The 23,132-nt window shown below is 61.4% G+C and carries 23 protein-coding genes; 15 read left to right on the top strand and 8 right to left on the bottom strand.

Annotated elements, in window-relative coordinates; translation table 11 throughout:
• Nucleotides 1-24: 24 nt before the first annotated feature.
• Nucleotides 25-2,157 carry a putative bifunctional diguanylate cyclase/phosphodiesterase gene (locus tag ABID16_RS07185; protein WP_354555607.1) on the bottom strand — a complete coding sequence of 711 codons (2,133 nt, stop codon included), beginning with the start codon at nucleotides 2,155-2,157 and terminating at the stop codon, nucleotides 25-27.
• Between the two features lie 500 nt (nucleotides 2,158-2,657).
• On the opposite strand from ABID16_RS07185, the gene rpsF reads away from it, so the two are divergent.
• The 5 genes from rpsF to ABID16_RS07210 all read left to right on the top strand — a co-directional run bounded on the left by rpsF (nucleotide 2,658) and on the right by ABID16_RS07210 (nucleotide 6,805).
• Entirely contained in the window at nucleotides 2,658-3,104 is a 447-nt protein-coding gene (gene rpsF / locus ABID16_RS07190; protein ID WP_354555608.1) for a 30S ribosomal protein S6, read from the top strand.
• A 12-nt stretch (nucleotides 3,105-3,116) separates the two neighbouring features.
• A complete protein-coding gene (gene rpsR, locus ABID16_RS07195) occupies nucleotides 3,117-3,362 on the top strand; it encodes a 30S ribosomal protein S18 (protein ID WP_109858096.1) in 246 nt (81 codons plus the stop codon).
• A 153-nt stretch (nucleotides 3,363-3,515) separates the two neighbouring features.
• Nucleotides 3,516-4,514 (top strand): YybS family protein, encoded by a 999-nt coding sequence (locus ABID16_RS07200; RefSeq protein WP_354555609.1) that lies wholly within the window; start codon nucleotides 3,516-3,518, stop codon nucleotides 4,512-4,514.
• 13 nt (nucleotides 4,515-4,527) lie between these two features.
• Nucleotides 4,528-5,109 (top strand): 50S ribosomal protein L9, encoded by a 582-nt coding sequence (gene rplI, locus ABID16_RS07205; RefSeq protein ID WP_354555610.1) that lies wholly within the window; start codon nucleotides 4,528-4,530, stop codon nucleotides 5,107-5,109.
• 439 nt (nucleotides 5,110-5,548) lie between these two features.
• A complete protein-coding gene (locus ABID16_RS07210) occupies nucleotides 5,549-6,805 on the top strand; it encodes a cyclopropane fatty acid synthase (protein WP_354555611.1) in 1,257 nt (418 codons plus the stop codon).
• 58 nt (nucleotides 6,806-6,863) lie between these two features.
• Here ABID16_RS07210 and ABID16_RS07215 read toward each other — a convergent pair whose 3' ends face one another.
• Nucleotides 6,864-7,283 (bottom strand): PACE efflux transporter, encoded by a 420-nt coding sequence (locus ABID16_RS07215; RefSeq protein WP_354555612.1) that lies wholly within the window; start codon nucleotides 7,281-7,283, stop codon nucleotides 6,864-6,866.
• A gap of 182 nt (nucleotides 7,284-7,465) precedes the next feature.
• Here ABID16_RS07215 and ABID16_RS07220 point away from each other — a divergent pair, with 182 nt between their 5' ends.
• A complete protein-coding gene (locus ABID16_RS07220) occupies nucleotides 7,466-8,392 on the top strand; it encodes a DMT family transporter (protein ID WP_354555613.1) in 927 nt (308 codons plus the stop codon).
• On the opposite strand, the gene ABID16_RS07225 is transcribed toward ABID16_RS07220, so the two are convergent.
• Nucleotides 8,389-9,513, bottom strand: coding sequence for a diguanylate cyclase domain-containing protein (locus tag ABID16_RS07225; protein WP_354555614.1), 1,125 nt, complete (start codon nucleotides 9,511-9,513; stop codon nucleotides 8,389-8,391). The two genes, ABID16_RS07220 and ABID16_RS07225, sit on opposite strands and share 4 nt — an antisense overlap.
• Nucleotides 9,514-9,800: 287 nt before the next feature.
• On the opposite strand from ABID16_RS07225, the gene ABID16_RS07230 reads away from it, so the two are divergent.
• On the top strand, nucleotides 9,801-11,297 hold the full coding sequence (locus tag ABID16_RS07230) for a replicative DNA helicase (protein ID WP_354555615.1): 1,497 nt from the start codon (nucleotides 9,801-9,803) through the stop codon (nucleotides 11,295-11,297).
• A gap of 58 nt (nucleotides 11,298-11,355) precedes the next feature.
• On the opposite strand, the gene ABID16_RS07235 is transcribed toward ABID16_RS07230, so the two are convergent.
• On the bottom strand, nucleotides 11,356-12,582 hold the full coding sequence (locus tag ABID16_RS07235) for an alpha-D-ribose 1-methylphosphonate 5-triphosphate diphosphatase (RefSeq protein WP_354555616.1): 1,227 nt from the start codon (nucleotides 12,580-12,582) through the stop codon (nucleotides 11,356-11,358).
• A 127-nt stretch (nucleotides 12,583-12,709) separates the two neighbouring features.
• Complete coding sequence (locus tag ABID16_RS07240; protein WP_354555617.1) at nucleotides 12,710-13,357, bottom strand: hypothetical protein; 648 nt, start codon at nucleotides 13,355-13,357, stop codon at nucleotides 12,710-12,712.
• Nucleotides 13,358-13,804: 447 nt separating this feature from the next.
• Here ABID16_RS07240 and ABID16_RS07245 point away from each other — a divergent pair, with 447 nt between their 5' ends.
• From ABID16_RS07245 to ABID16_RS07260, 4 genes are all read left to right on the top strand, one after another.
• A complete protein-coding gene (locus tag ABID16_RS07245; RefSeq protein WP_354555618.1) occupies nucleotides 13,805-14,593 on the top strand; it encodes a transporter substrate-binding domain-containing protein in 789 nt (262 codons plus the stop codon).
• Nucleotides 14,594-14,694: 101 nt separating this feature from the next.
• The gene (locus tag ABID16_RS07250) at nucleotides 14,695-15,366 is read left to right on the top strand and encodes an amino acid ABC transporter permease (protein WP_354555619.1); all 672 of its coding nucleotides are present in this window, start codon (nucleotides 14,695-14,697) and stop codon (nucleotides 15,364-15,366) included.
• The gene (locus ABID16_RS07255) at nucleotides 15,363-16,022 is read left to right on the top strand and encodes an amino acid ABC transporter permease (protein ID WP_354555620.1); all 660 of its coding nucleotides are present in this window, start codon (nucleotides 15,363-15,365) and stop codon (nucleotides 16,020-16,022) included. The genes ABID16_RS07250 and ABID16_RS07255 overlap by 4 nt, the downstream gene beginning before the upstream one ends.
• Nucleotides 16,000-16,725 (top strand): amino acid ABC transporter ATP-binding protein, encoded by a 726-nt coding sequence (locus ABID16_RS07260; RefSeq protein ID WP_354555621.1) that lies wholly within the window; start codon nucleotides 16,000-16,002, stop codon nucleotides 16,723-16,725. Before ABID16_RS07255 ends, ABID16_RS07260 begins: the two co-directional genes overlap by 23 nt.
• Nucleotides 16,726-16,764: 39 nt before the next feature.
• Here the strand turns inward: ABID16_RS07260 and ABID16_RS07265 are convergent, their stop codons facing one another.
• The 3 genes from ABID16_RS07265 to ABID16_RS07275 form a co-directional block, all read right to left on the bottom strand.
• Nucleotides 16,765-17,064 (bottom strand): AzlD family protein, encoded by a 300-nt coding sequence (locus ABID16_RS07265; protein ID WP_354555622.1) that lies wholly within the window; start codon nucleotides 17,062-17,064, stop codon nucleotides 16,765-16,767.
• Nucleotides 17,061-17,768 carry an AzlC family ABC transporter permease gene (locus tag ABID16_RS07270; protein WP_354555623.1) on the bottom strand — a complete coding sequence of 236 codons (708 nt, stop codon included), beginning with the start codon at nucleotides 17,766-17,768 and terminating at the stop codon, nucleotides 17,061-17,063. The genes ABID16_RS07265 and ABID16_RS07270 overlap by 4 nt, the downstream gene beginning before the upstream one ends.
• Nucleotides 17,769-17,854: 86 nt before the next feature.
• The gene (locus ABID16_RS07275; RefSeq protein ID WP_354555624.1) at nucleotides 17,855-18,721 is read right to left on the bottom strand and encodes a helix-turn-helix transcriptional regulator; all 867 of its coding nucleotides are present in this window, start codon (nucleotides 18,719-18,721) and stop codon (nucleotides 17,855-17,857) included.
• 164 nt (nucleotides 18,722-18,885) lie between these two features.
• Here ABID16_RS07275 and alr point away from each other — a divergent pair, with 164 nt between their 5' ends.
• The 4 genes from alr (at nucleotide 18,886) to ABID16_RS07295 (ending at nucleotide 23,057) form a co-directional block, all read left to right on the top strand.
• A complete protein-coding gene (gene alr, locus ABID16_RS07280) occupies nucleotides 18,886-20,046 on the top strand; it encodes an alanine racemase (protein WP_354555625.1) in 1,161 nt (386 codons plus the stop codon).
• 179 nt (nucleotides 20,047-20,225) lie between these two features.
• Entirely contained in the window at nucleotides 20,226-20,654 is a 429-nt protein-coding gene (locus ABID16_RS07285; RefSeq protein ID WP_354555626.1) for a PilZ domain-containing protein, read from the top strand.
• A 216-nt stretch (nucleotides 20,655-20,870) separates the two neighbouring features.
• Entirely contained in the window at nucleotides 20,871-22,274 is a 1,404-nt protein-coding gene (radA, locus tag ABID16_RS07290) for a DNA repair protein RadA (RefSeq protein ID WP_354555627.1), read from the top strand.
• A gap of 81 nt (nucleotides 22,275-22,355) precedes the next feature.
• A complete protein-coding gene (locus tag ABID16_RS07295; protein WP_354555628.1) occupies nucleotides 22,356-23,057 on the top strand; it encodes a CvpA family protein in 702 nt (233 codons plus the stop codon).
• The last annotated feature ends 75 nt before the right edge of the window (nucleotides 23,058-23,132 follow it).

A 23,132-nucleotide genomic window follows, 5' to 3' on the forward strand; every position in this document is an offset into this window, starting at 1 on the left:
GGCAGCACTCCGTCAAGTCTTGCTTCAGCCTGCCCGCGCCAAACGCGTGGGCAGGCTATCAAAGTCGGCATCGCTCATCGGCCGGCCGAAATAGTAGCCCTGCAGGTAGCCGCAGCCAAGCTGACGCAGATAGGCGGCCTGTTCTGCTGTCTCGACACCTTCCACGATGACCGGAATTCCCAGCGCATCAGCCAGCGATACGGTCGCATTGAGGAGCGCCCTGCCCCTCTCGCTGTCAAGCGCCTGCACCAGCGAGCGGTCGAGCTTCAGTCTATCGAAGCTGAAATGGTTGAGGGTGCCGATGCTGGCATAGCCGGTACCGAAATCATCCAGCGCGAAGCGGATGCCCTTTGCGCGAAGCGCATCGATGGAGCGGCGCGCCTGCACCGGGCTGTCGAAGAGCACACCTTCCGTCACCTCGAGGATTAGGCGGCGCGGATCGAATTTCTCCCGCTCAATAACCTCGACAATGCCATCGGCGAAGTCAGGCGCACAAAGCTGAGTCGGCGACACATTGACGGCGATGTCGACACCCGGCCGGTCGGCAGCGAAGCGGATCGACCGCTCAAGGACTTTCCGTCCCAACCTGAAGATCAAGCCCGATTTTTCCGCCAGAGGAATGAAGACATCCGGCGAGACAGGTCCCTGTGGGGTTTTCCAGCGCGCCAGCGCCTCCACACCCACAATTGCGCCAGTTGCGGCCGCTACGACAGGTTGGAAGGCAACGGAAAGCGCATCCGTGTCGAGCGACCGGCGCAATTGCTCTTCAAGTTCGCCCAGAGCTTCGCGGTCCCGGTCCATGTCTGCGCCATAGGCGATGCAGCGGCCCCGGCCTGCCTCTTTCGCCCCATAGAGCGCCATATCGGCACGCCGGATCAATTCGAAGGCGTCCATATCGCGAACATGGGTCGCGTATCCGATGCTGGCTCCCACTTCTGTCGTATGTCCGGCGACGACAAAGGGATCTTTCAGTACGCCCAAGGCTGCTTCCGCCACCTCTGCCGGATCCGTTCCAGGTCGGCTGGCGAGCGCAAACTCGTCACCGCCAAAGCGCGCAGCAAACACGAGCCCCTCATTGCAGGCGACCAGTCGCGCCGCAACGGCAGCAATCAACTCGTCTCCGACCAGGTGGCCCCAGGTGTCGTTGACCGCCTTGAAGCCGTCCAGATCGATCAGGTGCAAGGTCAGGCCGGCCGTTCCCTCCACGCCGTCCAGATGGGCCTGAAGGGCGCGGATCATGCCATTGCGATTGAGCAGTCCGCTAAGCGGATCGCGCGTCGCTTCGCGATCGGCGGCAGCCGCAAAGCGCCTCAGCGCCAAAAGTTCCGCGTAACCTGCAAGAACAGCCGTCGCCAGCAATATGCCGAGCGCGACCATTGCGCCCGTCAAGGTCGGCCGCACCTCATCGAAAAGACGTGTTCCCAGATTTCTCCCCGGCCAGGCCAGATAGGCCAGTGGCTGGCCATCGCTTGCGGCTAGCGGCAAACTCAGTTGATCTGCGGGCTTATCTTTAACCAGATGAAGATTGGGGAGGAAATAGTCCGAAGCCACCGTCTCGATCATGGACGGCGTGACAACCTTGAACATCGATACCGCGTCAAAGCGTCCGCCTGGCGGCATGTTGCGGTCCGGCTGCAACGCCCGCGACCCCACAAGCGCAATGCTGCCGTTCAGGCGATAGAAGTTCATCACGGGGAGCCGATCCGGCACGGTCGCCAAAATCGCCTGTCTGACGAACGCCTCGCCGAATGTCTTGACGGGATCGAATTCGGCGCCGCGAAAATAGGCCACGATCACCCGGCCATCCGGATCAGTGACCACAACGCCGTCATAGAGTTGGTAATCGGCCGATATGGCGCCCCAGTTGGTCCACGCCCATTCCTTGCGCTTGTCCGATTGGAGCGCGACAAAGGCCTCGTGCCAGACCGCATTGTCTTCCAGCGTGCCCGAAAGGCGACGGCGAAACGAGAGGACGGCGGTCTGCGCTGCACTGGCCGCACGTGAATCGTCGATCTCGTTGGCCTTGTCGCCCATGGCCCGCAGAACCATGAGTACGAGAAAAGCCAGAAAAAGCGCAATGACCAGAGTTCCCGCAATGGCGGCGGGAGCGATCCAGTTTCGCCAGTCTCGGACATATTTTCCAGGCGTCAGCTGCAATCTTACCCCCTGATGCAACCTCATAAGTCGGACCGGCATCCCCCCACGAGAGCCAGCCCATTTAAAGCTCTATACCGGCGGCATGAAAAATACATTAATCATTCCATATATACTTAAGTTACAATCCCAACATTGTCCGACTTTGGAGGCGACCTTGCAAGTTCGGATCGGACGCTTTGCACCGTATGGCATTACGCGCGGGGTTGTTTTGCTGGACGACGGCGCCGGCGACATCCCGTTGGCCCTTGCAATCCGCAGCGAAATGCGTATAAGCCGCCCTTGATCGTTTAACCCGGTCTTATGGCTGGTGGCTGAACGGAGGGTCCGGACGTTTTCGTCCGACATGGAAGCAAAAGCTTTCCGGCCTCCCGTGTCTCCGCTCTCGACCGTATGAGACAAAACGCTTTTCTTGCCGCCCTTGTCAAAAGGGCCACTGAACAGTCGTTGAGGCTTGGCGCCATGCCCGGGTTTTGATCGAAACGCAAGAAAGGCAAAATACAATGGCACTTTACGAACATGTATTCCTTGCCCGCCAGGACGTTACCCCGCAGCAGGTCGACGGCCTTGTAGAAAACTACAAGGGCGTGATCGAAGCAAACGGTGGCAAGGTCGGCCGGGTCGAGAACTGGGGCCTCAAGTCCCTCACCTACCGCATCAAGAAGAACCGCAAGGCTCACTACGTCCTGATGGACATCACGGCTCCGGCTGCAGCGATCCAGGAAATGGAACGCCAGATGCGCATCTCGGAAGACGTTCTTCGTTACATGACCGTTTCGGTCGAAGCACACGAAGAAGGCCCGTCTGCCATGATGCAGAAGCGCGACCGTGACGACCGTCCGCGCCGCGATGGCGACCGTCCGGACCGTGGCCCGCGCGAAGGCGGCTTCAACCGCGATCGCGGTGACCGCGACGACCGTCCGCGCCGTCCGCGCGAAGACCGTGCATAAGGAGATATGACCATGGCTGATGCATCTTCCCCGGCACGTCGCCCGTTCCACCGCCGTCGCAAGACGTGCCCCTTCTCCGGCGCGAACGCTCCGAAGATCGACTACAAGGACGTTCGTCTCCTGCAGCGCTACATTTCCGAGCGCGGCAAGATCGTTCCGTCCCGCATCACGGCTGTTTCGCAGAAGAAGCAGCGCGAGCTGGCCAAGGCCATTAAGCGCGCCCGCTTCCTCGGCCTGCTGCCCTACGTTCTGGCCTAAGCCAGAGTGAATACCGGCGGAGGCTTCGAAAGAGCCTCCGCCGATCCCTTCCGTGATGGGCACGGATCGGAACGACTGAAAACCCATGTTGGGATTGAATGGCGCAAGCCCGGTCCCTAACTGCCAGCGGAACCCCAACGGCAGGACAGCGAGATGAAGATGAACCTGGATTTGAAATCGATCGCGATCGGCGCACTCGCCGGATTGACGTCAGCGCTGCTGGTGCTGGCGGCGACGTCGCATCTGTCCGCGTCCATCGTTTTCCTCATTCTCGCCGGCATGCCGGTCTTCATTGCGGGTCTGGGTTTCGGTTTTGTTGCTGCACTCTCAGCGCTGGTCGCAAGCTTTCTGATCCTATCTTTCTCAGTTTCTCCGCTGTTTGCGTTTTCCATCCTTGTACTTCCCCAGTTCCCGGCCGCTTTCATGTCACGGCTGGCAAATTTTGCGCGTCCTGCCGAAGAACTTGGTGGCCCTTCCAATGTGATGGCCTGGTATCCGCTGGCGGACATGATGATGCGACTGTGCACACTCGTGGCCTTTGCCGTCAGCTTCACGCTTCTCGCGACCGGCTACGGCCGCGGTACCGCCTCTGACATTATGGGTGCCGCGATAAAGGCGCTGAGCGCGCAGGACCCAACCTTCAATATGGATGCGGCTGTCCTCGCGCAGGTCACGGCCTTCTATTACTATCTGCTGCCGCTCAATCAGGCGGTCATGTCGGTCATCACAATCTTCGCCGCCTATTATTTCTCCGCAATCATCGTGCGCACCACCACGCAGGCGCTACGTCCGCGCGAGGACATGCCGTCCGCGCTGCGCATGAATCGTGAAAGCATTTACGCGTTCGGTCTTGGCTTGGCGATTCTGATTGCCGGCATGGCGGCGCATAGCAATTTTCTGATCGTTTCAGGCGCCTCAATTTCCGGCGCCTTCGCGGGCGGTTTTCTGCTGGCAGGCCTCGCCGCTTTCCATCTGAAGAGCCGTGGGAAGAGCTGGCGGTTGCCGGCGCTGATCCTGACCTATCTGACCATTTCGCTGACCGCGATCATCTTCGTGATCGTCGGCATGCTTGATACCCGCCGCGCCATCGCGCTGACGCCCGTGGCCGGCAAACCCGCAGACAAGAATTCAACTGACACCTCGAACACCTGAAAGGAACATCATCATGGAAGTCATTCTTCTTGAGCGCGTCACCAAGCTCGGCCAGATGGGCGAAACCGTAAAGGTTCGCGACGGCTACGCCCGTAACTACCTGCTGCCGCTCGGCAAGGCGCTGCGCGCCAACGCTGCCAACAAGGCCCGTTTCGAATCCGAGCGCGCAACGCTCGAAGCCCGCAACCTCGAGCGCAAGTCGGAAGCCCAGAAGGTTGCTGAATCGCTCGACGGCAAGTCCTTCATCGTCGTCCGTTCGGCTGGCGAAACCGGCCAGATGTATGGCTCGGTCGCTGCCCGCGACATCGTTGAAATCCTCGGCAACGAAGGCTTCACGATCGCCCGCAACCAGGTCGAACTGAACAACCCGATCAAGGCCATCGGCCTGCACAAGGTCGAACTGCATCTGCATGCGGAAGTGACCGTTTCGATCGAGCTGAACGTTGCCCGTTCGGCTGAAGAAGCCGAGCGTCAGTCCAAGGGTGAAGACCTCACCTCGGCTGAAGCCATCTACGGCGTCGACGAAGATGCGCTGCGTCCGGAAGACTTCTTCAACCCGGAAGCTGAATACGAAGACGAAGACGAAAACGCATAATCGTTTTCTCCTTCGAGGTTTTGCGAGGCCCGGGTGGAACCACCCGGGCCTTTCTGCGTTTGGAGGCCGCCCGACCGCCTGCCTTTCAGGCATTCGGACGGAAAGGCGCGAATTTAATCACCTGTTAAGAAATTCGGTTGATTCGCGTCGGAAAGTTTGTAATCCTTAGTATCAATACCGGTGAACATGTTTGGGATTGCGTAAATCTGATCCGCGCTGGTGAGAGCGGTTCCCGCTCCTCGGTCAGGCGTCTGCCGTCCGGCAGACAACTCCCCTCCAGCGCTACAGCGGTCGACCCCGTTGCAAAAGGACGGACCTGCGCGGACCGGTATTGCGGTCGTTCGACGCGGCCGTCCAGCCAAGGATCATGGTTTCTAAAGCGGGACTCTGGCGAGACCGTTCGACCCTTCGCCGCCCCGCTATCCGCGCGGAGGCAAGCATGTATCGATTTCTAGACAGATTTCTTTCCCGATCCATAGTTCAGGGCAATCTTTCCATCACGGCGGCGGACGGCAAGACCTACCGCTATGGCGACGGAACCGGCACGCCGGTCCATGCCCGCCTGACGGACGCAGCGACCGAAAACCTGCTGCTGCTCGACCCGGCGCTGAGGCTGGGCGAATGCTACATGCAGGGCTCGCTCCAGATGCTGGAAGGCACGATTTACGACTTCCTGAAGGTCACGCTGTCCAACATGCCGGGCAGCGTGGAGACGAAGAACTCGTTCGCGAAGCTTGCACTCTCGATGCGGAATTTCGGCGCCGTTGTCGGACGCGGCAACAATTTCATGCGGGCGCGGAAGAATGTGCAGCACCACTATGATCTCTCCGGCGCGCTCTATGATCTCTTCCTCGATGACGACCGGCAATATTCCTGCGCCTATTTCTCCACGCCGGAAACGACACTGGAGGAGGCGCAGTTCGCCAAGAAGCGGCATATCGCCTCCAAGCTCAACTTCAACCGGCCTGACCTTTCGACGCTCGATATCGGCTGCGGCTGGGGCGGCATGGGGCTTTATCTCGCAAGCACCTTTGGCGCGAAGGTGACGGGCGTGACGCTGTCCGACGAACAGCTGGCAATCGCCAACAAGCGCGCGGTGGCCAACGGCCTTTCGGGCCGAGCGGAATTCCTGCTGAAGGACTATCGCCATCTCGACCGCAAATTCGACCGTATCGTCTCGGTCGGCATGTTCGAGCATGTCGGGAAGAAGGGCTTCAACGAGTATTTCGAGAAGGCGGCCGCCCTCCTCAACGATGACGGCGTGATGCTGATGCATACGATCGGCCAGGCTTCACCGCCTTCGGCGACCAATCCGTTCATCGAGAAGTACATCTTCCCCGGCGGCTACATTCCATCGATGTCGGAAGTGCTTCCGGCCATCGAACGATCCGGCCTGATGCTCGCGGATATCGAGATCCTGCGCTATCACTATGCCGAGACGCTCAAGCACTGGCGCAACCGCTTCGTCGCCCACTGGGACGATGCCACCCGGCTCTATGATGAAGAGTTCTGCCGCATGTGGGAATTCTACCTCGCCTCGTCGGAGGCCGCCTTCCGCTTCCTCGATCTCAATGTCTTCCAGTTCCAGCTCGTCAAGCGCCGCGACGCACTGCCGATGACGCGTGACTATATGGTGGACACCGAGCGCGCGCTGATCGCGTCCGAACAGACCGACATGAAGCTGGCGGCCGAATAGAGCCGGCTGTTCTTCAACCCTCCCGCCTCGCCGGTTACCGGCGGGGCTTTTTCCTTGCTCACTGCGCGGATTGCGGCAGGCCGAAGATCGAGTCGAAGGCGAGGTTGAAAACGTAGGTGTAGCAGAGGAAATAAATCGCGAAGGAAATCTGGTAGACGAGCGCTTGCGTGAGCGGGATTGCCAGCCACCAGCTCATGAAGGGGATGAAGAGTGCCAGCAGGCCGACCTCAAAGCCGATCGCGTGGGCGGCGCGGCGACGTTTCGAGCGGCCTTTGACTGTCTGGTGTGCTTCCCACCATTCGAAACCGGTCGTGTAGGCATAATTCCAGCCGACAGCGATGAGCGACGTCATGATAGCGAAGCTGCCCGTGTCGAGAAACGGCTTGCCCAGCAGAACGGAAAGCGCGAAGCCGACCGAGAGGACGGCGAAGAACTCATAGGAGGCGACATAGACAACGCGTCTGATCTTCGGTGTCATGAGCCTGCCCCCTCTGCACTGATCCGGCCTGTCCCGTCTATATGAGCGTTGCCGCGCAAGAAAAGGGGCAAAGCACTGATTTTGTTCCGGCGACGCAAATGGAATAGCAATATTCGGCGAACCGCCCTATAGAACCCCTGTCAATCCGGCGTTCGCGCCATTTTCCATTTTCCGGAGCCATCATGTATCTCGGCATTCTCGCGGGCCTGACGACCTGTGCGCTCTGGGGTCTTACCTTTGTCGCCCCGCGCGCGGTCATGCCCTTTTCCGCCTTCGATCTCGCCGCCACGCGCTACGGGGTGTTTGGTGTGACCTGCATTCTGTTGATGCTCAATCGGAGGTTCAGGCCGACAGGCCTGCCGGTGCGTCTTTGGATCTACGGCATCCTGCTCGGCAGCTTCGGCTATGCCGGCTATTTCCTGCTGGTCTCGTTTGCGGTGAAAGATGCAGGCGCGGTCATTCCACCGCTGATCACCGGATTGATGCCGGTATTGCTGCCGATCATCGCGAATGCGCGCGAGAACACCCTGCCCTGGCGGGCGCTGGCTCTTCCGCTCGGGCTCATCGTCGTGGGTCTCGTCGTTGCCAATGCTTCGACGCTTGCAAATGTCGATACCGCCGGCCCCTCCGTGATCAACGGCGTGCTCTGGGCGACCGTCGCGCTCGTCGTCTGGATCGGCTACGGCATCGGCAACGCGGCGATCATGCGCCGGCCGGATGCGCCCGACGGGCTGCACTGGACGGGCATTCAAGGGGTGGGGTCGGCGCTGTCGGCGCTGCTTCTGCTTCCGACCATCTCCTATGGCCTGTTCGCGACCGCCTCCACCGGAGAGATCGTCAACTTCGCAGCCTGGTCGATTTCGATGGGACTTGCGGCGTCCTGGATTGCGACCTGGTGCTGGGTCTATGCGTCCAGACACGTGCCCCTCGCGCTCACATCACAACTGATCATCGCGGAAACCGTCTTCGGGGTGGCCTTCGGGCTGATCTACGAGCAGCGTCTGCCAACGTTGACCGAGGCCGCTGGCGCATTGCTGCAGGTCCTTGGAGTCGCGATGGCGGTTTATGTGTTCGGCCGCAGCAGCCGTGTCGAAGTCTCGGCTGCTTAAGCCGCAGACGACGAGGCGCTCAGGTTGTGCATCTGCGGAACCTCCCGGTCAAATCCGCCTCCCTGCCGCTTGACGCGGTAGGAGGCAGCGTCTGCGAGGCGCATCATGGTGCCGAGATCAGCGGTCTCGGAGCGTTCGACCGTGTAGCCCAGGCTGACGCCGATCGTGATCGGCTTGCCGGAGATCACATAGGGCATGTTGAGGGCGTCGAGTATTCGTGCGGCAAGCAATTCCGCATCTTCCGGGTGATTGGGCACCGACTGAAGCATGACAAACTCATCCCCGCCGATGCGAACCGGAATCTTGCCCTGACCAGCAAGGTCCAGCAGTCGTGTCCCGATCGCGGACAGCAGTTCATCGCCAATGGCGTGGCCGAAGCGATCATTGACAGTCTTGAAGCCGTCGAGGTCGAAGCAATGGACACAGATCAGCACATGGTCTTCGCGCCTCAAAGCCTGAAACGCCTCGGCCAATGCGAGACGGTTCCCAAGCCCGGTCAGCGGGTCACGGCGCGCCTGAAGTTCGATTTCAAGTCGCAGCGAGATTTCCCGCTTGGCCACACGATAGACATGCCAGACGCTTTGCATGGCCGCACCGATGAAAACCGTAAAAATCGTCGCCAGGATCAGATGCGCAATGTCGCCCTGGAGCGCCGCCAGGATTGTAGGCGGAACGGCCGCGATGACGATCGCTGAGGCGGCTATATAGGGTCGAACCGAGACGCGGCTGGCAACGCCTGCGCAATACCCGTAAAGTAGCGCGGTCGCCAGAATCTGCACAGAAAGGTCGCGATAGAAGAACATCAGCGAACCGAGCCAGCAAACGGATCCGGCGAGGATGAACGTGTGAAGCGCGTGAATGCGCTCCCATCTGACTGCTTCGATCATCGAAGCCTGCTGCTTCGCATTGAAGCGCTTGTGGGCACGCATGACGAAAATCTTGGAGATCGACACGGCGGTCCCCAGGCCCACGGCCAGCAGAATCTGGAGGTTTCCGATACTGCTATAGGCAAACAGGCCAAGGACGGTGACGGTCAGGCACATCACCACCGAAGGCATGATGGTGTAGGCAAGTTCCGACACCAGGATCTTGAAAACATCATCCGGCTCTCTCGACGGCACGTCAAACCTCTCGGCGGAAAATGGGATGTTCGCGATCAAACTTGAAGCTCATTGTAGGGACAACTGATTAACACTCCGTCGCCCCACGCCGATAGATGTATCTGCCGAATTGCCAGGTTTCCACCCTGCGATCCGCCAGCGCGCGCCTCCTTGAACACAGTCAATGCGAATTTGCGGCTTTTCCACCCATCTTCGCGGGCGCTGTGGGAATCAACTATAGTCGCGACTCGGCCGCGAAGACGGCGTAAGAGATAAAGATTCCGCATGACAGACATTGGATGCAGACGATGAACGAAGCCGCGCGCAAGCTGGAAATGGTGAAACCGGGCGAGCCGCAGTACCGCGAGGCCCCGAATAACGTTGAGGCCGAGCAGGCGCTGCTGGGCGCCATCCTCATGAACAACGACGCGTTCTATCGCGTCTCGGATTTCCTGAAGCCCGCCCATTTCTACGAAGGGCTGCACCGCAAGATCTTCGAGGTCGCCGGCGATATCATCCGCATGGGCAAGACGGCCAATCCCGTCACCATCAAGACCTTCCTTTCCGCCGACGACCGCGTCGGCGACATGACGGTTGCGCAATATGTGGCGCGTCTCGCCGTCGAGGCCGTGTCGATCATCAACGCGGAAGACTATGGCCGGGCGATCTACGACCTGGCGCTGCGCCGAGCGCTGATCGGTATCGGCGAGGAAGTCGTCAATATCGCCTATGACGCACCGCTCGACATGCCGCCGCAAAAGCAGATCGAGGACACCGAACGCCGCCTGTTCGAACTCGCCGAAAATGGCCGCTACGATGGCGGGTTCCAGTCATTCAATGATGCCGTTGCTCTGGCGATCGACATGGCCGGGGCCGCCTTCGAGCGCGATGGGCATCTGTCGGGCATTTCGACCGGCATCGTCTCTCTCGATAGCAAGATGGGCGGGTTGCAGCGCTCGGACTTGATCGTGCTTGCCGGACGTCCGGGCATGGGCAAGACCTCGCTTGCCACCAACATCGCCTATAACATTGCCGCATCCTATGAGCCTGAAGTGATGCCGGACGGTTCGTTCAAGGCGAAGAATGGAGGCGTCGTCGGCTTCTACTCGCTCGAAATGTCGGCCGAGCAGCTCGCCACCCGTATCATCTCCGAGCAGACGGAAGTCTCGTCCTCGAAGATCCGCCGCGGCGACATCACCGAAGCCGATTTCGAAAAGCTGGTCGCCTGCTCCCAGATGATGCAGAAAGTGCCGCTCTTCATCGACCAGACCGGTGGTATCTCCATTGCGCAGCTTGCCGCGCGCGCGCGCCGCCTCAAGCGCCAGCGCGGGCTCGACGTTCTGGTGGTCGACTATATTCAGCTCATGACGGGGGCGAAGAAGTCGGGCGAGAACCGCGTGCAGGAAATCACCGAGATCACGACGGGCCTCAAGGCGCTCGGCAAGGAACTCAACGTTCCGATTATCGCGCTCTCCCAGCTCTCCCGTCAGGTCGAAAGCCGCGACGACAAGCGCCCCCAGCTCTCCGACCTTCGCGAGTCAGGCTCGATCGAGCAGGACGCTGACGTGGTGCTCTTCGTGTTCCGCGAGGAATATTACGTGAAGAACCAGGAGCCGCGCGATATCGGCGACCCCAAGTACCCGGAATGGGAAGCACTGATGGACAAGGTCAAGGGCACGGCCGATGTCATTATCGCCAAGCAGCGTCACGGACCGACCGGCACGGTGAAGCTCGCCTTCCAGGCCGAATATACCCGCTTCACCGACCTCGCGGACTCGAGCTTCCTGCAATACGAAGAGCATTGAGCCGAACGGAAATTCAAGGCGGAGTCCGGAAGGACTCCGCCTTTCTCATGAAAGTCGGTCAACCAGCCGGCGTTGCAGCGTAAGCCGTGCGTCCGGCGACCCAGGTCCGGCGCACAACGGGCGTCCCCTCCTCCGGCCAGTCGACGAGTACGAGATCAGCGCGCTTGCCCACCGCGATTTCGCCGCGATCCTTGAGGCCGAGTGCCTTTGAAGGATTTCCCGAGACGAGCGGCCAGAGTGTTTCCACCGCGCCGACGCCATCGGCGACCAGCCTTGCTAGGCCGATCAGCATGGCGGGGTAATAATAGTCCGAGGCCAGTATGTCGCAGAGACCTTCGCGCACCATCTCGGCCACGCGCGGCGAACTGCCCAGATGACTGCCGCCGCGGGCCGCATTCGGTGCCCCGAAGACAATGAAGTCACCCGCTTCGCGTGCGGCGCGGGCGACACGGTGGTTCATCGGGAATTCGCTGATGCGGGCGCCCTGCCCGCGGAAATGGTCGCGCGTTTCGATCTGGCTGTCGTCGTGGGAGAGCATGGGTGCGTTGACAGCGCGGCCGAGCGCGGCAACCTTCTCAATGACGGCCGGAACCTCTGGGCGGCGCTCCCAGATGGAGGCGATCATCGCGACCATGGCCTCGCTCGACATCTTGGCGCGCTTGGCCCGCTCGCCCATCTTCTCGACAAAGGCCGGGTTCTGCATATCCACCACCGGAAAGTCCGGCGAGAACTCGAACGGCCGCTCCTGCATGGTGACGGACGGATGCAGCATGGCCATGGAGGTGTGATCGTTGAAGGCGATGGCCGGTGTGAGTTCGCCCTGCAACGCGTCGCGGATAAAGTCCACCGCCTCGAAACAGAAGCTCTCCCAGCGCAATTGCAGCCGGTTTTCGACCAGCAGGCGCGGCTGCAGCCTCGTCAGCGCTTCGAAGACCGCGCGGCCCATTTCGATCGAGCGCAGGCCAGGCTCCCAGCTGAGTGTCAGCGCATGATAGGTCGTGGCGATGCCGTTGGACGCAAGCTGCCGGTCGGTTTCGAGCAGCGCCGCATCGACTGGAAACATCGTGCCCGGACGCGGCATCAACTGGCGTTCGAAGGCGTCGCCATGGATATCGATGAAGGCGGGACCGAGGAGATGGCCGCGACCGTCAAAGACCGTGGCCCCGTCGCGCGGACCGTCAATGGCAGTGATGAGGCCGTCTTCGAAGCGCAGGCTTGCCCTTTCGAGGCGGTCGCCGAGGACCAGTGTTGCGCCTTCGATCACCGTTGCCGCAGTCTTCTCCATAGAGACGATCCTTTCCGCCGGGAGCATTTGACAAGCGCCGACGAATCCACCCTCGCCGCGCAGTTGAGCCGGTCCTAGGCTTAGCCTGTGACGTTTTTACGAATGAGCACCGCGATACCCCGACCGCTCAAAAGCGCGGCCCGGCAAAGCCCGGCCAGGGCAAGGTCTTGGACGCGCGTAGAACCTGAAGAACCGCGACGGACGGCATCGGCGTCAGGACGCGGCAGGCCGCGCCCGCGGCCGCCGGCATGGGCGCATCATAGGCTTCGTGGGTCCATGGATGCAGGCGTCCCTGCCAAAGTAGAGACGGCGCCTTGGGTGCATCCGGCAGCGTCACCATAACCCCATCGGGCAGGTCTCCCAACCGGGCCTCGAAGGTGATCTTGCCACCGTTTGCCGAAAGCCGGGCGGCATGAAGCGCGTTATCCATCGCGTCGGCAGACGGCCGCTCTGCGAAGGCAAGCGTCCATCCCTCCCGATAGGCCTCGTAATCCTCGCGCCGGCATTCGGCGCAGGGGCGATGGCCGGCGGCGAGCGCGGTCGGCTCGTCGGCAAAGAAGAGTGGTGTGTAGCGTCCCGGCGTATCGAAGGTCGCGAGAATGCCGCGCGGATGGGTGAGACGGCAGGCAATCCAGCGCTTCACCTTCCAGTCGCGGGCGATTGCGCCGTGACCGTCATGCAGATCGCCGCGATTGCCCATGAGTTGACCGCGAGCGGGAACGGCCTCGATCCTGCCGAAGGGCGTTACGCGATTTCGCCTGGGATGCATGGCCATGTTGCGCCTTTGATTGAGATGAACTCTGGAACCATTCCAGATGCTTGATCCCACCGGAATGAAACGAGGATCGATCAGATGACCCTTTGAACATAAGGGGGAGAACGCCGATCCTGTGCAATGGGGTCGATAGCCCGTGGACGATGCGCTCAGGACAGCCATCTGCCCGCACTCCTCGATTGGCCAGGTATCTTCTGCTGAAGCGATTGTGTCGCGCCGAGCAGGCAACACTCCTCTTTGGGAGATTGGGATTTGGCGTTTCCGTCCCCTCGGCGCGTCGCCCCTTTGTTGCCTTGTCTGCACAAGCGCCATGCAGCATTTGCTTCATATTTCGGCAAAATCCATTCAATTGTCAGCCTTCGCTTTCGCAGTCCCTCTCCTATCGCCTTCATCGATCGTGGCACGAGGTTTGCTTGACAATGGTCATATCACAAAAAGGACGTGACCATGCTCAGAAGACAATTCATCGCCATCGCAACTGCCGCTATGGCTGCAACCGCGGCATTTGCGGGCGCAGCGCAGGCCGACGCACTGGCCGACATCACCAAGAGCGGTACGATCAAGGTGGCTGTCCCGCAGGATTTCCCGCCTTTCGGCAGCGTCGGTGCAGACATGACGCCGCAGGGCTATGACATCGACATGGCGAAGCTGATTGCCGACAAGCTCGGGGTCAAGGTCGAACTCGTACCGGTGACCAGCGCCAACCGCATTCCCTACCTGCAGACGAAGAAGGTCGATCTGGTCATTTCGAGCCTCGGCAAGAACCCGGACCGCGAGAAGGTCATCGACTTCACTTCGGCCTACGCACCGTTCTTCAACGGCGTGTTTGCGCCGGCCGATGCCGCCATCAAGTCGGCCGCTGATCTCTCGGGCAAGACGATTGCCGTCACGCGCGGCGCCGTCGAAGATCTGGAACTGACCAAGGTCGCCCCGGCCGATGCGACGATCAAGCGCTACGAGGACAACAACGGCACGATCTCGGCCTTCCTGTCCGGTCAGGTCGATGCGGTTGCCACCGGCAACGTGGTCGCCGCCGCCATCATCGCGAAGAACCCGCCGAAGAAGCCGGAAATGAAGTTCCTGATCAAGAACTCACCCTGCTTCGTCGGTCTCAACAAGGACGAGCCGGCGCTTCTCGAAAAGCTCAATGCGATCATCGCAGAGGCCAAAAAAGACGGTTCGCTCGGCAAGATTTCCGAGAAGTGGCTGAACGCACCCCTTCCTGCCGATCTCTGATCGGTGCTGCGGGCCGGCCTCCTCCTGATTTCCTCCCGGGCCGGCCCGCATCTCTTCTATTCCATTCTGATACCCGGCCTTGAGCTGGCGCGAGGTGAGGCTTGGCCTACCATTTCGATTTTTCATGGATCCCCGACTATGCGGGCGTGATCCTCAAGGGGCTGGCGATCACGGTCGAACTGACGGTTGTCGGCGGGCTTGTGGGCGTGACGCTCGGCACGTTCTGCGCCTGGGCGCGGGCGCTCGGGCCAAACTGGCTGAAGCCCGTAATCGGCGGCTATGTGGAGCTGATCCGCAACACGCCATTCATGATCCAGCTCTTCTTCATCTTTTTCGGCCTGCCCTCCATCGGCGTTCACATGAACGAGCTGGTGGCGGCCAATATCGCCATGGTGATCAATCTCGGGGCCTATAGCGCCGAGATCATCCGCGCCGGCATTCAGGCGACGCCGCGCGGGCAGTTCGAGGCAGGCGCCAGCCTTGCCATGTCACCCATCCAGACCTTCCGGCACGTCATCCTCGTTCCGTCGCTGCAGCGCATCTGGCCGGCCCTTTCCTCGCAGGTCATCATCGTGATGCTCGGCTCGGCGGTCGTCTCGCAGATTGCGGCGGAAGACCTGACCTTCGCGTCGAACTTCATCCAGTCGCGCACCTTCCGCGCGTTTGAGGCCTATTTCCTGACGACGCTCATCTATCTGACGCTCGCGATCCTGCTGCGCGCCGCCATGCGCGGCATCGGCACGATCATCTTCCCGAGACGGAGGCGCGCATGAGCGACTTTTCCACCTGGGACATCGTCCGCAACCTGCTTCTGGCCGCGCGCTGGACGGTCGTGCTTTCGCTCGTCTCCTTCATCGGCGGCGGCTTGCTCGGCGTCATCCTGCTCTTCATGCGGATCGGCAAGGTCTCGGCGGCCCGCGTCTTCGCGCGCTATTACGTGGAGCTCTTTCAGGGCACGCCGCTGCTGATGCAGCTCTTCCTCGCCTTTTTCGGCCTTGGCCTCTTCGGCATCAATGTGCCGGCGTGGCTCGCGGCGGGTCTCGCGCTGATCTTCTGGAGTGCCGCCTTCCTCATGGAAATCTGGCGTGGCTGCGTCGATGCCATTGCCAAGGGCCAATGGGAAGCCTCGTCGAGCCTCGGCATGGGCTACTTCCAGCAGATGCGCTACATCATCCTGCCGCAGGCGATCCGCATCGCCGTGCCGCCGACCGTCGGCTTCTCGGTGCAGGTCGTCAAGGGAACCGCGCTCACCTCCATCATCGGCTTTGTCGAACTCTCCAAGGCCGGAACCATCGTCACAAATGCCACCTTCCAGCCTTTCACGGTCTATGGCTTCGTGGCGCTCATCTATTTCGCCCTGTGCTGGCCGCTGTCGAAGAGCGCCCAGGTGCTCGAAAGGAAACTGAATGTCGCTCATCGAAATCACTGAAGTCCGAAAAGCCTTCGGCGACAACGAGGTCCTGAAGGGCATCAACCTGAATATCGAGCCGGGCGAAGTCATCGCCATCATCGGCAAGAGCGGCTCTGGCAAATCCACCCTGCTCCGCTGCATCAACGGGCTTGAAACGATCAATGCCGGTTCGATTGCGGTTGCCGGCGCGCAATTGCTGCCGGACGAGCTGCACCTGCGGGCGCTTCGCTTAAAGGTCGGCATGATCTTCCAGCAGTTCAACCTGTTTCCTCATCTGACCGTCGGCGGCAATGTCATGGTTTCGCAGACCGTGGTGAAGAAGACCGCGAAGGATCAGGCGGAGGCGATGGCCCGCAAGATGCTCGACCGTGTCGGCCTTGGACACAAGTTCGATGCCTATCCTGACGAGCTGTCGGGCGGACAGCAGCAGCGCGTAGCCATTGCCCGTGCGCTGGCCATGGAGCCGATAGCGCTGCTCTGCGACGAGATCACCTCGGCGCTCGACCCGGAACTTGTGCAGGAAGTGCTGGCCGTGGTGCGCGAACTTGCCGCCGAAGGTATGACGCTGGTCATGGTGACGCATGAGATGAAATTCGCCCGCGATGTCTGCTCCCGCGTGGTCTTCATGCATCAGGGCCGCGTTCACGAAATCGGCCCGCCGGAAGATGTTTTTTCCAATCCACAGACGGCGGAACTCAAACAGTTCCTCGGCATGCTGTAACCGCACCCGCCCTGCAGGGGCGGTTGCCGGTGTGACCCTTCATAGGAAAAACCGCATAAGGGCCGCCGTGGCAACGCCGAGCGCGGTTGCGGCCAGAAGCGGCAGTCGAAGGGCGGCGAGCGCGGTCACGGCGGCGGCGGCAGTCTCCGGGAGGCCTGTCGCAAGCGCGACCGGCGCGACAAGCGCCATGAGAACGGCGGGCGGGACAGCCCCCAGAAGCTTGCTTCCGCGCGGGCCGAGCCGCAGGCGGCCCATCAGATAAAGGCCCGACAGCCGCGTGAAGACGGTGGCGCAGGCCATGGCCAGAATGGCGGCGAATGCTGAAGGATCGAGCGTCATGCCGGCAGCTCCTCCGGCCACAGGAATTCCTGCACGGCGGCCGCAGCAATCCCGGCAGCGGCACCGGCGGCGATGTACCAGGCGCCGGGTACCAAACGGTGAACGAGAATGGCCGCAAGCCCGCTTGCGGCAAGGATCAATCCCGTCTCGCGCCCCTTCCAGAAGCCGGTGACGAGGGCGATGAAGACGGCGGTGAAGGCGAAATCGAGACCCAGCGCACGCGGGTCTCCGATGGCCGAACCCGCAAGGACACCGACAAACGTCGATAACAGCCAGGTGAGGTAGAAGGGAACGGCAATGCCGGCATACCAGGCGGGCGTCAGCGTTGCCGCCATGGCGCGCTTTTCGGCCATGGCCCAGACTTCGTCGGCGAGCATCAGCATGGCGAGATAGCGAAGCCAGACCGGAAAAGCCTGAAGCTTGCCGCCGAGCGACATGGAAAGGAGTACATGGCGGATGTTGACGAGAAGCGCCGCGAGACCAAGGGCCAGCCAGGGGGCCGGTTGCCGCCAGAGATCAAGCGCCACGAATTGCGAACCGCCGGCAAAGACCAGCGCGCTCATCAGCCCGGCTTCGGCCACCGAGAGCCCTTTGGCTGCAGCGCCCACGCCAAAGATCATGCCGATGGGCGCGACCGCGATCGTCAAGGGGAGCGTGGCAAGTGCCCCGCCGCGAAAATCATCAAACCACGTCTGTCTCATCATGCCTCCGTCATTGCGACAGAAGCTTTAGCGTCTCGGCACCCGGCGCTCTTGAAGGAAAGTGCTCGGAGAGAAAACCGGGCCGCCGATCACTGATCCAGATGCGCGTTGCGGTAAACGGCGGGCGTGACACCGGTGCGGGCCTTGAACTGACGCGTCAGATGCGCCTGATCGGCAAAGCCGCAATCAAACGCGGTATCGGCAATCGGCGCGCCCTTTTCGAGCAGTGTTCGCGCCGCGCGAATGCGGCGGTCCGTCAGCCAGCCATGCGGCGGCATGCCGAACTCCTTCTTGAAGGCGCGGATGAGATGGGCGCGCGAAAGACCCACCGCATTGGCCACCTCTGTCAGGCCGACGTCGTCGCGATAGCAGGCATCGAGAAGATCACGCGCCTGCCGGACCGCATTTCCCGCCCGCAAAGAGGAGACTTCGATCGCTTCGCCTGCAAAAACATTCATGAGGTTCAGCATCAGGCTCTGGAAATGCGATTCGAGTTCCAACCGTGCCCAGCCCGCCTCGATCTGCCGATGAAGCGACAGGAAGGCGGCAGCCAGCTGGGGCGCCACAACCGTTTCATCCGGAAAGGTGAAGCTCTTCGGCAAATGGCGTTCGGCTGCATCCTCGGCCACGGCGCGCAGCGCCTCCACGCTCGGATACATCATGCGGTAGCGATAGCCGTCCTCATCCGGCCGGCCCTCGTGAATGACGTCCGGGTTGATCAGATAGATCGTGCCGGCCCCCGCGCTGATGGAGGAGCCGCGAATGCGCGACTTCTGGACGCCCGCCTCGATGACGCCGATGCAGAAGGTTTCATGCGTGTGCGGCGCGAACTGGAGCGTCCGGAAGGTGGCGGAGAGGCATTCGAGCCCATCCAAAGCCTCGGCACGCCAGAAGCGCGCGCGGTCACGGCTTTCCAGCGGTCCGGATGAACCTTCTATCTCATGGGCATCGTTCATGGCCCGACGATAGCGACGCGCTGCGGCCGCGTCTTGAAGAAAATGCGCATGGGCGGGCGGCTTGGTAGAGATTGCCGAATTGCAAGGCCATCGCGGAATTTTATACCGCCACGTACACCCCGGCGTGATTGCCTTCGCACATGCGAGGGGGTAGACCATGCGGCATGGATGACGAACTTGACGACGACCTGATTTTCACGCCTTTCGAGGCCGCCCCTTCGCGCCTGACGATCGATCTCGGCGCGTTGACCGAGAATTGGCGGATGCTGCAGAAAGCCTCCGGCAAGGCACGCACGGGCGCTGCCGTGAAGGGCGATGGATACGGGCTTGGCATAGAAGCGGTGGTCCCTGCCCTTTACGATGCGGGCTGCCGCGACATGTTTGTCGCCACGCCCGACGAGGGCATGCTGGCGCGGCAGTTTGCGCCGGAAGCTCGCATCTTCGTGCTCGCAGGCGTATGGCCAGGGGTCGAAGCGCAATTCTTCAGTCATGATCTCGTGCCCGTCCTCGTTTCGGAAGAGCAGATCGCCTGCTGGTCGAATGCCGTTGCCTTCGATGAGGAGCGGCCCTGCGCGCTGATGGTCGATACCGGCATGAACAGGCTGGGCCTGTCGGTGGAAGAAGCTTTGGCGCTGGCAGACGATCCCACCCGGCCGGCCAGCTTCTCGCCGGTTCTACTGATGAGCCATCTGGCCTGTGCCAGCGATCCGTCACATCCGTTGAACCGCAAGCAGCTCCAGTCATTTCAAGCGCTTGCGAAAGCCTATGAAGGCGTTGATTCAAGCCTCGCCAATTCGCCCGGTATCCATCTTGGGCCGGAATATCACTTCGATGTCACGCGTCCGGGCATCGCCATCTATGGCGGCGAGGCGGTGGATGGCGTGAAGAACCCATCGCTACCTGTTGTGACGGCTGAAACGCGCATCCTGCAGATCCGCCATGCAAAGGCGGGCGAGCCTGTCTCCTATGGCGCGTCGCATGTGCTGACCCGCGACAGCCGTCTCGCCATCGTTTCGACCGGCTATGCCGACGGCTATCATCGGGCGCTCTCCGGCTCCGGCGTACCGCTGCGCCAGACGATTCAGGAAGGCGGCTTCGGCTTCGTTGCCGGCCGCCGCGTTCCGGTTGCCGGGCGCGTCACCATGGACCTCACCATCTTCGACGTCACCGATGTGCCGGAAACCGAAATCCGCGCCGGCGACTATATCGAGCTTTTCGGCGCCCATATTCCGCTGGACGATGCAGCCCGTGCAGCCGGAACCATCGGCTATGAACTGCTGACGAGTCTCGGCAATCGCTATCAGCGCGCCTATATCGGTGGTTGAAAGCAAGCTCCGCAAACATTTCAGGTCGGCTAAAAAATCTCGCTGCCATCATGTAAGCTCCGATTAACATTAGCGATATTCCGGCCAACGAGCGCGTCGAAACCGTTTTTCAATATGTTCGTGATATCTAAATGGTCACGCGATTTCGAAGACGAACCGTTGCGCGAAATGGTTTGACGATGACACCTGACGAGAACACACACGATCCGCAATCGGAGGAGGCCGTAGAACGCGCCCGCCGGACGCGTGTGTTCAAGGGTGCCCATGCGGCATTCAACCAGGAGCACAGCGCGGTTCCCTGCATTGTTCGCGACCTGAGCGAATCCGGGGCGAAGGTCGAGTTCAGCCTTGGCTGGATCGTCCCCACAAATTTCACGCTGTTCGTCGAGCTGGACGGCTTCAAGGTCGAATGCGAAAAGGTCTGGCACAGGGGCGACCTTTATGGCGTTCGCTTTACTGGGCCCCGGATACCGACCGACCTTGTGCGCAAGCAGCGCGTCGATCTCTACGACGCCCGTAATGTCGTGGAAGAAGCCGAAACAACGCCGGCCCCCACCCCATCTTTTGGTCGGTCGGCCAAGAAACCCGTCTTCGGCAAATTCAAGTAAATCCGCCCGCCTCGGCAATCTGCAACGCTACCGCTTCCGAGAAATCGCCGCACCGTTCAACCCGGCACCGACTGAACGCGGGTCGCACGCGGCAGTGAGTACCAGTCTTGCTCAGGATCGGTCATGGCGAAAAAACCGCGCGGCGATTGCGGCGGCGGTGCAGGATCGCTAGATAGAGCCCTTGATTCTCTTTTTGTTCCGGGGTGAGTCCAGCAAATGGCTAAAGCACGCGCACAATTCGTCTGCCAGAATTGCGGCACGGTTCACTCGCGCTGGGCCGGCAAATGCGATGGCTGTGGCGAGTGGAATACGATCATCGAGGACGACCCGACGGGCGGCATCGGTGGTGGCCCCGGCAAGGTACCGAAGAAGGGCCGCGCCGTGGCGCTGACCGCGCTCTCCGGCGAGATCGAGGAAGCACCGCGCATCCAGACCGGTATTTCCGAGCTTGACCGCGTGACCGGCGGCGGCTTCGTACGCGGCTCTGCGGTGCTCGTCGGCGGAGATCCTGGGATCGGCAAGTCGACCGTGCTGATGCAGGCTGCGGCGGCCCTGTCACGCAAGGGCCAGAAGGTCATCTATGTCTCGGGCGAAGAGGCGGTGGCGCAGATCCGGCTGCGCGCACAGCGGCTCGGGGCGGAGACCACCGACGTGCTGCTCGCCGCCGAAACCAATGTCGAGGACATTCTGGCGACGCTCGCCGACAGCGGCAAGCGGCCGGATCTTGCCATCATCGATTCGATCCAGACGCTCTGGTCGGACACCGCCGATTCGGCCCCCGGCACGGTGACGCAGGTGCGGGTCGGCGCGCAGGCGATGATTCGCTTTGCCAAGCAGACGGGTGCTGCCGTCGTTCTCGTCGGCCATGTCACGAAGGACGGCCAGATCGCCGGCCCCCGTGTGGTCGAACACATGGTCGATGCGGTTCTCTATTTCGAGGGCGATCGCGGGCATGACTACCGCATTCTGCGCACGGTGAAGAACCGCTTCGGGCCGACCGACGAGATCGGCGTCTTCGAAATGTCCGACAAGGGTTTGCGCGAGGTTTCCAATCCGTCGGCGCTTTTCCTGAGCGAGCGAAACTCCAAATCGCCGGGCGCGGCGGTCTTTGCCGGCATGGAAGGCACCCGTCCCGTTCTGGTGGAAATTCAGGCGCTGGTTGCGCCGACGTCGCTCGGCACTGCACGACGTGCTGTGGTCGGCTGGGACTCGGCGCGGCTCTCGATGATACTCGCGGTGCTGGAGGCGCATTGCGGCGTGCGGCTCGGGCAGCACGACGTCTACCTCAATGTCGCAGGCGGATATCGGATTTCGGAGCCCGCAGCCGATCTAGCTGTGGCTTCCGCACTGGTTTCCTCGCTTGCCGGTATTGCCCTTCCGCCCGATTGCGTCTATTTCGGCGAAGTCAGCCTCTCCGGTGCCGTGAGACCCGTTGCGCAGGCCGCGCAGCGCCTCAAAGAAGCCGAGAAGTTGGGATTTACGAAGGCCGTCCTGCCGGTCTCTGGCGACGCACTCAAGGGTGCGGGCGGCCAGTGGACGGAAATCGAAAGCCTGCCGGATCTCGTGGCGCGCATCGCGGGCTCGAAGCTGAAGGCCAGGCAGAACCAGGACGAAGAATAAGGCCGCCGGAAGCGGTCTCATGGGGAAACGGGCCACGGCATGGCGAAGGTCCGTGGTTCTTGAAAGTTGGAGTGACACTCAATGCCCATTACGCTTCTCGACGGCATCGTGCTTGGCGTGGCGCTTTTCTCGGCTGTCCTTGCCATGGTGCGCGGCTTCTCCCGCGAGGTGCTTTCGGTCGCCAGCTGGGCGGGTTCGGCCTATGCCGCCTACAAGCTCTATCCCTTCGTGCTGCCCTATGCGCAGCAATATACCAGCTCCAAGACCGTGGCATTCGCTGGTTCTGCTGGTGTGGTCTTCCTTGTCGCGCTCATCCTGCTTTCCTATATCACGATGAAGATTGCAGACTTCATCATCGACAGCCGCATCGGCGCGCTGGACCGCACGCTAGGCTTCCTCTTCGGGGCGGCCCGCGGCGTGCTGATCGTCGTTGTCGCGATGATGTTCTTCAATTGGCTCGTCGAGCCGACCAAGCGGCCAGACTGGATCTCGAATGCCAAGTCGAAGCCTCTGATCGACAATCTGGGCAACCGGCTGATCGCCATGCTGCCCGACAATATCGATGCGACGCTGCTTGAGCGCCTGAAGGGTGTGATGCCCCAGAAGGGTACGGAAGAAGCGCCGGACGACGCGGCGGACGATGGCACCGCACCGGACAACGCAGCGCCGGCCAACCCGAAGGCGCCGGATGCGACCAAGTCGCCCGAAACGACCAAGACGCCCGATGCAAAAAAGGCGCCTGACACAACAAAGGCGCCGCGAACAAACGGCACGAACGGATAAATCTGCCTGCGGCCCCCGAACGGGGCCGCAAATGATTTTGCCGAGGAGCAAAGAGAATGAACCATCTTGAACATG

Origin of the sequence: Limnomicrobium aquaticum, from assembly GCF_040545545.1 — a bacterium.
GTDB lineage: Bacteria > Pseudomonadota > Alphaproteobacteria > Rhizobiales > Rhizobiaceae > Ensifer_A > Ensifer_A aquaticum.